This is a genomic window from Bacteroides sp. ZJ-18 (assembly GCF_011038705.2).
Classification (GTDB): domain Bacteria; phylum Bacteroidota; class Bacteroidia; order Bacteroidales; family Bacteroidaceae; genus Bacteroides; species Bacteroides hominis.
Genome location: NZ_CP072198.1, coordinates 2,770,998 through 2,783,382 on the forward strand (window position 1 = coordinate 2,770,998; position 12,385 = coordinate 2,783,382).

Below are 12,385 nucleotides of genomic sequence, written 5' to 3' on the forward strand. Positions count from 1 at the left end.
GGTTATTTTATTTGGCTATATAGATAAAAGATACACTTAGTTTAACCGGTATGGGGGCCCATCCCGATTCATTCGGTTCACCGTGAGTGCTTCCCGGTTGGTAGCGCACCAACCTGTAGCGTGCCACACCCACACCGCCTGAAACCTCAAGGTTCCAGCGGCGTGACAGAATCCAGTTGTATCCATACGTGACACCCGCAGCTACGGCATCTCCATAATATGCCCTGGGGGTTATTCCTACGTCGAACATGGAATAGAATCCTGTGATACCGATGTAATGGCGCGCCAGCAGGTTCCGAAGCCAATATTTAGCTTCAGCTTGTACGCGCCCATGACGGTAGAAAAGTTTATCTGTAATCTTCCAGGGATTAGCCGATGCCGAAATTTCGGCTGTCATCCAATCGTTTAGCGGGAATTCCACTCCCAGATTGGGAGATGCCGCTAACCATTCCAGCGTATTAGTCTTGATGGCCATACGTTGGGCGGATACTTGAAAAGATATTGCTATGAAAATAAAGAGTATAGCCCGTTTCCCGAATAGAGACGGGAAATTATATCCGGCTATCTCCCACAACAAGTTGGGGAAATTTAGTTTTAAATTAAATGTATTCATAAACGCGCTCACTTCTGTCTAAAGCGTGCTGTCGTTTATTCTTGTCGGTGACAAATATAGAGGTTTTAATTTACATTTTTCAACTAATCGAAATCTTTTTTTATTAATTCTGATAAATACTCCTGTAAATCAGTCTCTTGCCCTATCTGTAATTTTTGTCGGAGCCGGCTCCGGTTGCTTCTCACAGTCGAAGGGGCTATATATTGAAGTTCAGCTATCTCTTCGGTTGTTTTGTTCTCCAATATCAGGCAGCAGAATTGTATTTCTTTGTTGCTGGGTTGAAGGTGCAGGGCGTTGAAAGCCGCCCATAGCTTTAGTTCGGAAGTCATCCTTTTTTTTTGCCGGTGCATGCTTCGCAATATTTCCTGTAACTTGGCGAGCATTACCGGAGGAAAAATATAAGCTACCGTCAGGCTGGGAAAATTCATAAGGTAGAGGTCGGACGATGTATAGAGTCCGATGCCCAGGTAGAGCAAAACCGGTGAGAGGGATAGGATTATGACCGTGTGGCGTTTTACGGAAATGGAAGCCAGTCCGCAGGTCACCATTCCGATAATCAGGTCCTGCGACAAAAAGAATCCGGCTTCTTCCGGCGGTAGGTAGATACGGTTGTACATCGAGATCAGTATATTGCCTTGTATCGTATAGAAAACACTGTTTAGTAGAGATACGATCCGGGCTTTTTTCCGAATCAGTAAATAAGTGAATAACGCAAATAATCCCAGGGAGAGTATATTGCATATTGCCAGCAATAAGTTATTTCGCATGAGGTAGACGCAAAGATCGGCCAGGATTCCGATACTGAAGCAGACCACTGTACTATAATAGATGTAATAGATCGTTTGTTGTTCCGCACTTTCTATATTCTTGAACTGGTGGTATTTTCTTTGCAGATACTCGTTTCTTTTATGAAAAGGAAGGCTTTTAAGATTCATATTTATGTTTGGTTTCAATGTCAGATGTTGGTTATGTCCTATTCGCACAATGTTTGCGAGTCCCGTGGACAAAACTCTCACAGCGTCCTTTTTCCCCCATAATAAATGTGAATAATTTCAAAATCAATTCAAACATATATATATTAAAAAGACGTAGTGCGCCCGCCATACGTCATCAAGGCTCACCACAAGCCTGCTTACTCAATGGCAGTGCACCACGTCCTGAGACGGTACAGTTACCCCAATGAGTAAGTCTATTATAGCCTTTCTTTGGTTATCGGAGGTGGTGATTCTGATGACGATTAGGCTATCGTTTATGTTGCTAAAACCGATTTGTTTCTCCGGCCGCATATAATTGGGGCAAAGATACAGATAAAAAATGAAAACTTTCAGAAATGTTTTTGATAAGTAGAACTCCTGATTTGCTTAAATATGAATTGGCTGGTGGATTCTCTTCTGAGAGTGTGTAGAGGACGTATTGATTTTCCTTCAAATTCTAACTATTTGCTTTGATATTTCCTTTTTTGCTGACGCGTGCAATGCTCCGTTTTCTTGGAATAGGGGCTTTGCGGGGATATAAAGACAGATGAAAAGAGAGTTTGGTAGTAAAAAAGAACCGGATATTCACTTTTTTATCTATAGGAAGTTAACTTTGTAATTGCACAAAGTTAATTCTTTGTCGGCAGAAAGTTAGCTTTGTGCCGGCAGGAAGTTAACATCTAACCGGTGGCAAGTTGCTTTGCAGCCGATAACTCTCTTTTTTTTTCGGAAAAGGGGCATAAAACACTGCATATTTTTCTGGTTGCTTCTCGTTTATGACTTCTCTGAATATATGAAAATGATCTATAATTGGAATTATATTTATCTTTTATATTGCAATCGGTTACGTATGCCGATTTTGTGGATTGCGTATTGCCTTATTTGCTTTCTTTTCGATTTACTCTGATACGGATTCTTGAGCTTCTTTTGATTAACCTTGGAACTTGGACGGAAAAAATGAATTCTATAAGCTATAGAAAATACAAAATGACAATTTTCAGATTCTATTGCCAAATAAGTGATTCGATTGATCTACGAGAGCAAACATTACGCTTTGCAGTGCAAAGATAAGTGCTGCTTCTGCCCTTTTTCAATGAAAGGAAAGCATTCTGAGTGTTATTTATAGTTGAAGTCTCGATAGCTTCTGATTAACAAATAGCAGGTAATATGGGGTTCATTTTTTCTTATCGTGTATATACTTTTCATATATATCGCGTATATGGCGTAGGTTATTGTTTGTTGTGCTAATCGGGTAGTCGAAAGTTTAGATCATATGATACCCCATAATATCCATGCCTTTTTTATCCGGACAGATTTTTTTCTCTTCCCGGTGAAATAAAGAAAATCATGCAGGTAGTTCAAAAATAGCCCATTTCATCGATGGAAATCCGGTGTTGCATATTTGCGACACCCTGAAAAAGAGAGGTGTTGCAAAAATGCAACGGCTATTTTTAGGTCGTTTCCGGGGGGTGGGCTACATTTGCTCCTCTCTTCATGGAGGGGAGTACAAACAAAATGTATAAGATTTTTTAAGATAGTGAAGTCAAAAAGCTGCCAACATATTGATAGTGGACGTTGTTATACTTTTGCAAAATTTTCAAAAGTAAAAAAGAAGATGACCTCCATCACTCCACGGCTCAATCGCTCGCGCGAGGGTCGTGATGGCAGCTATCCACTCGTGATACAGATCATACGCCATCGAAAGAAAAGAGAGATTTATACGCCTTACCGATTTTGGGAGGCAGAGTTCAACACCCGTTTAGAAATGGTAGAGAATACCGGTGGCAATCGCCGTCGCCTGCTCACTGTTCGCGAAGCCAACGAATACCTTATATATATAAGGAAGGAGTTGACAGCTATTTGCGAATCGCTGGAAGCGGAGAAGGGGAGTGCTTATACGGTGGACGACATTGTACGCGTCTACAACTATCACAATGATTTGACCCAGGTACTGGTCTACGCCGACTCCGTGATAGCCGGTCTGGAAAATAAAGGGCGTCAGGGCACAGCCGCCAATTACCGTAGTGCCCGCCGGGCGTTCGAGTTGTTTGTGGGTGACCGTCCTTTCTCGTTCGAAGAACTGACCCCCGAAGTAATCGACCGCTTTGCCGACTTCCTCCGCAACCGGGGCAATCAGCCAAACACCATTTCGTTTTACCTCCGCCAGTGGCGTGCCATCTACAATCGCGCCTGTGCCGACCACTTGGTTTATACTGATCAGAAACCTTTCCGGAGGCTGAACCTTAAAGAAGAGGTGACTGCCAAGCGTGCCATTTCCCGCGAGAAGATTGCACGGATCGAGCAAGTCGATTTGACTGCTTCCCGTGCCGATATGCAGTTGGCTCGTGATCTGTTCCTGTTCAGTTTCTATACGCGTGGAATGTCTTTTGTAGATATGTGCTATATTAATAAAGAAAATCTGCAAGGAGACTACCTTTGCTATAAACGGCAGAAGACGGGACAAGAGTTGCGGATACGAGTTGAAAACGGTTTGCGTGAGTTGATTGACCGCTATGCCGATTCTTCATCGGATTATCTGCTCCCGATGCTCCGCCGTGGTGACAGCTATCAGGATTATCGCCGACAGCAACGTAAGCTTAATAAACAGATCCGCGAATTGGGTGACAGGCTTCGGTTGGAGGTGCCGCTTACGTTTTATGTGGCCCGCCACTCCTGGGCGACCCTTGCTCATGCGAACGATATACCTGTCTCGGTCATCAGTGACTGCATGGGACACACATCGGAGAAGACTACACGCATCTATTTGGATCGTATAGATACTACGCGGCTTGACAGGGCCAATCGGTTAGTGATAAACTGTCTTCGGTAAAGAGGGGGTGAGAAAAGGACAAAAAAAACTCTTTCTTATAATGAAAGAGCCAACCGTGAGATACCCTCTGATCTCAAATAACTTTTGCAAAGATACATATTAAATTATTAATAAAGCAAATCTTTTTTTAGTTTTTTTTGTTTTTGCTGTCAATTATTTATTTTCTCTTTCCATATAGAAAAAAACATCCTCCTATACACCTTCTTTTTGTCTACAGACTCTTCTAAGAAAGCATACACCGGTTTCTCGCTATTTCTTTTCCAACGGTTTTCATCTGCCCGTCCCCACTGCTTCAGGCACATGCCGTTATTTATTCACAAGGATGATTAATCTGTTTATAATCAGATATATGCAGGTTGTACATCATCCTTCGTGTTGCTCTTTTACGGCCCTTTCCATCTATGTTTCTGAAATCGTTTCTGAGTCAATATCAAGCAATGCTCTATGAATCAGTGCTTTACTTTCATACTTCCTGCAATTGTTTCTGAAAATAAAAAAAATCAGAAACATTTCCGGATCGGTACTCTTTTATTTTTCTGTCTTACAGGTGATTATGTTGGTAATTCTGAAGCTTTCCCTTTCATTATAAGAAAGAGCCCCTAATTATCAAACAAACCATAAATATGAAAAAGGTACTATGCACATTGGGGGTGGTTGTTGCTTTGCTTTTAGCGTTTCCTTGTATGGGGCGCGCTCAGCAATGGGGCTTGACTACCAATGGTCTTTACTGGGCCACGGCTACTCCGAATGTAGGAGTCGAATATGCTTTTAGTTCAAAGATGAGTGTAGCCGGTCTTATTCAATATAATCCTTTTACTTACGCTAAAAACCGGAAAATGAAACATTTGGTCGGGCAGGTAGAATACCGTTACTGGCTGAGTGAAGTTTTCAAGGGGCATTATCTGGGCGTGCATGCTACGGGAGGTATCTTCAACTTCGGTAACCTTCCTTTTGGCATCCTGAAGGATTATCGGCTTGAAGGTCAGTTGTATGGTGGAGGGGTTACTTATGGTTATCAGTGGATTATCAGTAACCGGGTGAATATCGGAGTCGATATCGGTTTGGGATACCTTCAAGTTGATTATGATAAGTTTTATTGTCCTACCTGCGGTGAGCGTGTCGATCATTACCGGACCGGTTATGTAGGCCCTACCAAGGTTGGTGTGTCCATTATCTATCTTTTAAAGTAGGGGAGGGGTAAGACATGAATATCAGGCAAGCTTTTTTCATAAGTTTCTCATTTTTCATCTCTCTATCAGTGTTAGCGGCAGATAGATCTACGCAGCCTGTCCGTACAGAGGTGTATCGTTTGGAACGCCGGGACTCTGTCTTGTTGGTCGATCTGGCTGTCGACCTGACCAGCGTCCATCTGGCGCCGGACTGTACGGTCTATCTGTTTCCGCTACTCTCTTCGGGCAATGCCGCCGATTCGTTGTCGCTGCCTCCCATTGTGCTCAATGGGCCTCAAAGCGATTTGATGTATCGCCGACGCCGGGCCTTGGGCACTACTTCGGGATTGGAGAAGATTCCTCCTTATACTGTGCTTCGTGAGGGAGATCACGCCTTGCCTTACATCCATTATCGAATCGAAGTTCCTTATGCGGCATGGATGGAAGATGTGAAAGTGTGGATGCGGGATACCAATTGCAATTGTGATGCCCGTTTGGTACCTTTTGCCATGCAGACAGAGCAGATACCCCCATTGATTGTAGAGCGGGTGGATACTATTGTGATTCGTGACACCGTCCGGGTAGTTCCGGATGTATCTGAACAGCCACCTGTGATTGCGGATGCCTCTTCCCATAGGAAGGTGGTTCCTATTCAGGCGGGATATGAAGCTGATATTTATTTCCCTACTAACGAAATGCGCATTCTTCCCGATCATGAGTTGAACCGTGCCTCTTGGATGCATTTCGTTAATCAGGTGGACTCTATTGAGCGGGATAACCGGAATTCCATATCGGGAGTCACTGTTACCGGCTACTCTTCCCCGGAAGGATATGCCTTGAATAACGAACGTCTGGCCGAGAAGCGTGCCAAAGCTCTTCAGGAGTTTCTTGAAAATAAATATGGCGAACGCATGGAGATCGCAGTTGAATGGGTAGGCGAAGATTGGGAACAGTTTGAGAAAGATATAGAACTTTCCGACCTTCCGGAGCGTGATGAAATTCTTTCAATCCTGCGTACCGTAAAAGATAACAATCAACGGAAAAAATCTTTGAAAACGCTGAATAAAGGGAAAACATTCGGAGTCTTGCTGCGGGAATATTTTCCGAAGCTCCGGCGAGTGTCATGTCGTATTAGATACGTAAAATAAGAATATGAAAAGAATGTATTACATAGGATATATGCTCTGCTTGTTGCTTGCCGGTTGTGTAGTCGGTGAGAAAGCGGACGGTCTGTTGGAGCAACGTCTGTCTGATCGTACCCTTTTGGTTTATATGGGAGGGGATAATGATTTAGCCGATGAGACCGACGAAAAATTGTCAGCATTAGCAGAGGCATGGGACAGGTTTCCGGGGCATCTATTGATTTATCAGGATAAAAAAGGAGCGGATAGTACCCGCTTGTTAGAGGTTTGTTTTGATGAACAGGGAGAAAAGGTAACAAAAATATTGGCTAAGTATAAGCAGGAGAATTCAGCCAGTGCCTCCGTATTTGCACGGGTTGTCAATGAGGCTATGGCCCGGTATCCTTCCGTTGATCCGGGATTGATCGTATTTTCTCATACCAGCGGATGGCTGCCGGTAGGTACGGCAGTGGTTCCGGGCGGTATGACCCGTTCGGTTGTCAAGGATAATCATTCTGAAATGACTTTACAGGATTTTGCATCAGCCATCCCGGATGGCCAGTTCAATTTCATCCTTTTCGAAGGTTGTTTCATGGCCGGACTCGAGGTAGCCTATGAACTGAAAGATAAAACACAATATGTGGTCGGGTCATCGGCCGAGATGCTTTCACCGGGCTTCACTCCGGTATACAAACAAATGTTTCCGTTGCTTTATAAAAAGGAAGCGGATCTGTCGGCAGTGGCTGCCGCCTATTATGATTATTATAACAATCTGGAAGGGGATTACCGTTCGGCTACCATCAGTGTGATCCGGACTAACGGCTTGGAAATGTTGAAGTCGCAACTTCATGCAGCCGAGAGCCGGGTGGAACGTTGGGAGTGGATAGACCGTAGCGGCTTACAGAGTTTTGATCGTTTGCCGGATGGACAACATCTCTTTTATGACGCTTCGGCCTATGTGGAAAGGATTGGAAGCGCAGAAGAATCTGCCGCTTTTGATGAGGCCTTGGAGAAAGCGATAATCTATAAAGCGGCTACGGAGAACTTTATGTCACAGAGCCGGGGCGGATTTACGATTGGCGATCATTGCGGCATGACGCTGTATATACCTGATGCCACCGCTCCCGCATTGCTGACCGAAAGAAAGAAGCTGAAGTTAATGCAATAATATATAGTTCAAATTAATTAGTGAATGGTAATAATAGAATTAAAAAGTGATGGAAAGGAATTTTTGATTAACGAAACAGACAGTGACAGTTAACAGAACGATGGAACAGGGAGTATCCGCATTTTTTCTCTCTGCCTTTCACCCTTCGCGATTCGGAAGGGAGAAAGGAATATCCAAAGCGGATAAGAGTATAAAATATTCGAACTTATATCTATAATTAAATTTTTTAGTAACATGAAATTAAACAAATTATTTACGTTTACATTGGCGGCCCTTGCAATGGCTGCATGTAGTAATGATGATGAACCGGGAATTGACAATGGTGGTCAAAAAGGTGAATTGATTGATGCTATCAGCATTGCTTTTACCAATTCTACAGCTCCTGCCACCCGTGCGGATAAGGGTGAAATAGAAGGAGTAGGCACTGAAAATAACGTGTATGTGGCCTATCTGTTTGCCAAAGAAAATGATCCGCAGCATGAAGGCGCGAAAGTAGGTGACTGGACTGTGAAGCGTGTGGCGGGTGATGTTAATGCGGAAGACACTGATGTGGCAACCGCAATTGGTGAGGGCGATGTTGCGACTCCCGGAACGAAGAAAAATATGTGTACGTTTAACGGCGTACGTCAGGGAGATAGCGTTTATGTCATTGTGAATGATCCTCAGATGACCCTTGCTACCGCTCAGACACTGGCACACCAGGCTGACAAATCGGAAGCCGCTATCCGTGCCTACATCTCTAATCTGTCTAAGAGCTACCTGAATGATCTGACCGTTACTGCAGACGGAAAGCAAACTAAAAAGTATATCATGGCAGGTGTATCGGCTATTCCTACCAACCCGAATATTCCGAATGGATCTACCGTAAAAGTTTCGATTCCTTTGAACCGTGAATTAGCGAAAGTATTCTTTAATGCTTCCGTTACTACCAACCCCGTATACGAGGCTTATGGTAAGATGGAAATCAAAGATGCAGAATGGGAAAATCCGACAAGTACTAAAGATCCTGATGGTATTGTCGTAGTGCGTATCCCGAGACGTGTGTCTCCGTTCACAGCACAGACTCGTGACTGGTATTTCCCGCAGAGCGCGGATGCGACTGCTAAAGACTGGGATGTGCTGAACTGGTTGAAAGCATTTGCAGGTGAGAAAGAATCTGTACCCGGTACTGCAGAAGTTGCCGGAACGACTCTGGCATTGAATAAAGGGGAATACAATGCTGACGCGAAAGAATATCGTCTGACATGGGTTGTTGGTGAGAAGGCGCTGACTGATGGACAGAAGGCTGATGAAAAATCTATGGTATACGTTAAGAGCAACAAGTTATATTCTCCTTATTTTTATGTAACTCCTAACTATGCCGATAATGCCGGTTGTGCTACTGTGGTAGTTACCCAGGCTACTTATATCGGTACACATACCCTGCTTGAACCGACTATTACGGAGCAAATGTTGAAAGAAGCTTTGGCAGATGGCACTTTCCAAGGTGCTACTTCTACTGACGGATCTGTCACCTATGATAAATTGGCTGCTGATTTCTGGGATAAGGCTGATAATGTAAAAGCATTGGTTGCGTTCCTGGAAGCGAATGAGACATATAAACTTGCGTTGAGAGGTGAAACGGAAGACGCTAAGAAAGAAGCTGCTATTACGATTAAACCTAACGACAAACGTTACTATCGTGCTGATGTTGCCAACTATAGCGATGACGAAACAACCTCAATGAAGATTACCGAACGCAACACATTCTATCATATTACAGGTACTATTACTACTTTGGGTGCCAAGAGTATTGAAGATGCTATCAATTCGGATAATATTGACATGCTTGTACAGGTAGTTGTTAAGCCATGGAAATATGTTGTTAACAATATAAATATGTAATCAGAATCTCTTTTTTTATATGATCCGGGGCGGATGGAAAATCCGCTCCGGTTTATATCTCTTTCTTTTTCGGAAAGAGAAGAATACAAAACTAAAATGAAGAAACTGCTACCGATACTTCTGGGGGTTGCCCTATTGCTGAATTCATGTATTAAAGATGATATGGATGCTTGTGCCGGATATATGCACATCTATTTCAGCTATATTTATGGTGGAGCCAATCGTTTTTTTGAAACGGTTTCTACTCCTACGCAACTTCATTTTTATAAACAGAAGCATAAATATCGGGAACTGGAAATAGGTTTGGATGAAGTAGGATTGACCGAACCTTATCGATTCTTGAAAACCTTTGATGATATAGACAGTCTGGAACTGATAGCCTGGACATATGATGAGGCAATTGATTATGTAGATACTCCTGATACTCCCATAGGAGAGGGGTATGTGAAATTAAAAGAAATTACCGACGGCAGCGGAATCTGCCGGCCTGTAGACGATCTGTTGTACGGACGCATTGCCATAGATGCCGGCCTGCGTGAAAACCGCAATATTGTGACTATTCCGTTTGTGCGTGCCGTATGCCGTACGCGTATAACAATGATTCCTCAGACAGTAGAGGATCAGGTCGTTGAAGAAGGAGGAGCAACACGTGCCGCAAGCAGTATTATTCCTTCCCCCGAAGATTTTAAGTTCCACCTTTACGGTACGCGTAGTGGTGTAGATTATAATAATAAAGCAAATACGGACGAAGTGATACTTGAACCTGAATGTTACTACGAAGAAAGTACCGGAAATGTACTGACTCCCTGGTTCGGTTCTTTTTCTTCGGAAGGAAAGTTCCTGAGAGTAGACGTGTTTATTCGTGATGAACAGGTCGCTTCGTTTGATTGTGCTCCTATTGAGTTGACTTCTGTTCCGGGCAATTATATTGACTTGGTGATTGACGGACATTATGTGAAGCCCGTTATGCAAGTTCGTGTCAACGGATGGAAAGTGGCGGCAATAGAAAGTAATATGTAAGTAAGCTGATAAAAGGAGAGTATAGCATGAAAAAAATTCTGATATGTCAACTGATGGTATTTCTGGCCGTGGCTTTGGTTTCGTGTTCGGATGATACTTCCGAAAGTATCTCTCAGAACCCGGATAAAGACATGTACCTTCGTGTGAATGTTCCTCGCACTTATGCTTCCGGAGCCGATGGGACGGATAATAAAGAGACGGTGATCAATGGCATTGACGTATTGGTATTTGCTCCGGGAGTGTCTGACCGGAACCGGCTGTATCTGAAATCAGCATCCGAAGGAACTCCGGTTGCCGGTAAAAATACGTTTCAGGTGACTATGCCTGTGGGAGAAGGATTGGAAGTGCATGTATTTACGAATAGCCATGCAGAGTTGGTGCGTAGCGGTGCCTATAAAGGTTTAGGGATGGAGATGAATGCATTATTGGAAAAAATGGTATCCAAAGTGGAGAATAATCTGTCCGGGATAGACTGTTTGCCTATGCATGGTTTTTTGTCAGGAGTGACTGTTTCGAAAGAGTCGGTAGGGCAAACGCTTAGTGTACCGGTGCTGCGTTCAGTAGCCGCTGTACAGGCAAAAGTGGATGACGCGCATACGGGAAATCCGGGTGAGTTGTTGGATAGCGATGGTAAGGTGATTTTTAAGTTGCGTGAGTTTTATGCTTATTTCCCGGCGGATAGCGGTAGGTTGGCTCCGTTAAAGGAGGCCTATGAAGTGGTTGCCGCAGGTTCAGAAGACGAGAAAAAGACCCGTAATGTGGTTAAAACGACTTTACCCGCCAAATTAGGGGTTCGCCCGATAGGTGACAAGCTTTTTTTGAAGAGTGAGTCTTCTTTGCCCCTTGCGGGACCGCTCTATCTATACGAAAACACTTATTACTCGGATAACGGCTTTGATCAGCCCGGATATATTGCCGGCAACGACAAAGTGGCTACCACTCGTTTGGTGGTAGGCGGAATTTATGGAGACGATGCGGATGTCACTTATTACCGGATTGATCTGACGGATCCGGACGATCCGAAAAAACTGGTTGAACTATTGCGCAATCATAAGTACACTTTTCAGATTATGAATGTCTCGGGTCCGGGGTATGACAATCCTGACGATGCGGCTACGGGGGTACCGATGAATATCTATGTGAAAGTGATTGACTGGATAGACGTGAATACGGAAATTGACTTTGACCGTGAGAACTGGTTCTCTTCGGGTACAAAGAAGCTCGTTTTATCCGGTTACGCAGGTTCGCTGAAATCCATTCCCATAGAAAGCGATGTCGCGTTCGGTCCTTTCTGGGAGTTGAGTTTTGATGCGTCGAGTCCGGTTAACGGTAATGCGACGGTTGCACCTGTAAAGGTATCTGACGGTGCAGTGTCGGCCGTAATCTCTAATGAACGCTATGAGATAACCGTCACTGCGGGTACGCTTACCGTAAAGGCCAAAAAGTCTTATGGAGACCTTGCCACCGGTGAGGCTTATGACGATGACTTCTATATAAAAGTAAAGAATTTGACAGTGCATTATAAACTGACTCAGGTAGACCGTTCTCCCGATGATTGGGGAAACGGAGGAAGCCAGGAAGATGAACTGCATAATTAAACATAGAT

General features: G+C 43.8%; 9 protein-coding genes. 7 read left to right on the forward strand and 2 right to left on the reverse strand.

All coding sequences use genetic code 11. The annotated features are described in order from the left end of the window. Positions 1–7: 7 nt before the first annotated feature. A complete protein-coding gene (locus G7Y45_RS10960) occupies positions 8–613 on the reverse strand; it encodes a DUF3575 domain-containing protein (protein ID WP_005808963.1) in 606 nt (201 codons plus the stop codon). A gap of 83 nt (positions 614–696) precedes the next feature. After that, positions 697–1,548: a LuxR C-terminal-related transcriptional regulator gene (locus G7Y45_RS10965; RefSeq protein ID WP_005808961.1), complete on the reverse strand. Its 852-nt coding sequence runs from the start codon at positions 1,546–1,548 to the stop codon at positions 697–699. Between the two features lie 1,654 nt (positions 1,549–3,202). Here G7Y45_RS10965 and G7Y45_RS10970 point away from each other — a divergent pair. From G7Y45_RS10970 to G7Y45_RS11000, 7 genes are all read left to right on the forward strand, one after another. Further along, positions 3,203–4,417, forward strand: a complete 1,215-nt coding sequence (locus tag G7Y45_RS10970; RefSeq protein WP_005808960.1) for a site-specific integrase — start codon at positions 3,203–3,205, stop codon at positions 4,415–4,417. A gap of 623 nt (positions 4,418–5,040) precedes the next feature. Beyond that, positions 5,041–5,607 carry a DUF3575 domain-containing protein gene (locus G7Y45_RS10975; protein WP_005808958.1) on the forward strand — a complete coding sequence of 189 codons (567 nt, stop codon included), beginning with the start codon at positions 5,041–5,043 and terminating at the stop codon, positions 5,605–5,607. Positions 5,608–5,621: 14 nt separating this feature from the next. After that, positions 5,622–6,734, forward strand: coding sequence for a DUF3868 domain-containing protein (locus G7Y45_RS10980; protein WP_005808957.1), 1,113 nt, complete (start codon positions 5,622–5,624; stop codon positions 6,732–6,734). A 4-nt stretch (positions 6,735–6,738) separates the two neighbouring features. Beyond that, positions 6,739–7,875, forward strand: coding sequence for a clostripain-related cysteine peptidase (locus tag G7Y45_RS10985; protein WP_165015431.1), 1,137 nt, complete (start codon positions 6,739–6,741; stop codon positions 7,873–7,875). A gap of 234 nt (positions 7,876–8,109) precedes the next feature. Continuing rightward, positions 8,110–9,759, forward strand: coding sequence for a DUF5029 domain-containing protein (locus G7Y45_RS10990; RefSeq protein ID WP_165015434.1), 1,650 nt, complete (start codon positions 8,110–8,112; stop codon positions 9,757–9,759). A 96-nt stretch (positions 9,760–9,855) separates the two neighbouring features. Continuing rightward, positions 9,856–10,779: a FimB/Mfa2 family fimbrial subunit gene (locus tag G7Y45_RS10995; protein ID WP_005808954.1), complete on the forward strand. Its 924-nt coding sequence runs from the start codon at positions 9,856–9,858 to the stop codon at positions 10,777–10,779. A 26-nt stretch (positions 10,780–10,805) separates the two neighbouring features. Further along, positions 10,806–12,377: a fimbrial protein gene (locus G7Y45_RS11000; RefSeq protein WP_165015437.1), complete on the forward strand. Its 1,572-nt coding sequence runs from the start codon at positions 10,806–10,808 to the stop codon at positions 12,375–12,377. The last annotated feature ends 8 nt before the right edge of the window (positions 12,378–12,385 follow it).

Bases quoted from the DNA above. Each gene is read 5' to 3' on its own strand.
- G7Y45_RS10985 (WP_165015431.1), top strand. From the start codon at position 6,739: ATGAAAAGAATGTATTACATAGGATATATGCTCTGCTTGTTGCTTGCC.
- G7Y45_RS10990 (WP_165015434.1), top strand. From the start codon at position 8,110: ATGAAATTAAACAAATTATTTACGTTTACATTGGCGGCCCTTGCAATG.
- G7Y45_RS10970 (WP_005808960.1), top strand. From the start codon at position 3,203: ATGACCTCCATCACTCCACGGCTCAATCGCTCGCGCGAGGGTCGTGAT.
- G7Y45_RS11000 (WP_165015437.1), top strand. From the start codon at position 10,806: ATGAAAAAAATTCTGATATGTCAACTGATGGTATTTCTGGCCGTGGCT.
- G7Y45_RS10965 (WP_005808961.1), bottom strand. From the start codon at position 1,548: ATGAATCTTAAAAGCCTTCCTTTTCATAAAAGAAACGAGTATCTGCAA.
- G7Y45_RS10975 (WP_005808958.1), top strand. From the start codon at position 5,041: ATGAAAAAGGTACTATGCACATTGGGGGTGGTTGTTGCTTTGCTTTTA.
- G7Y45_RS10960 (WP_005808963.1), bottom strand. From the start codon at position 613: ATGAATACATTTAATTTAAAACTAAATTTCCCCAACTTGTTGTGGGAG.
- G7Y45_RS10980 (WP_005808957.1), top strand. From the start codon at position 5,622: ATGAATATCAGGCAAGCTTTTTTCATAAGTTTCTCATTTTTCATCTCT.
- G7Y45_RS10995 (WP_005808954.1), top strand. From the start codon at position 9,856: ATGAAGAAACTGCTACCGATACTTCTGGGGGTTGCCCTATTGCTGAAT.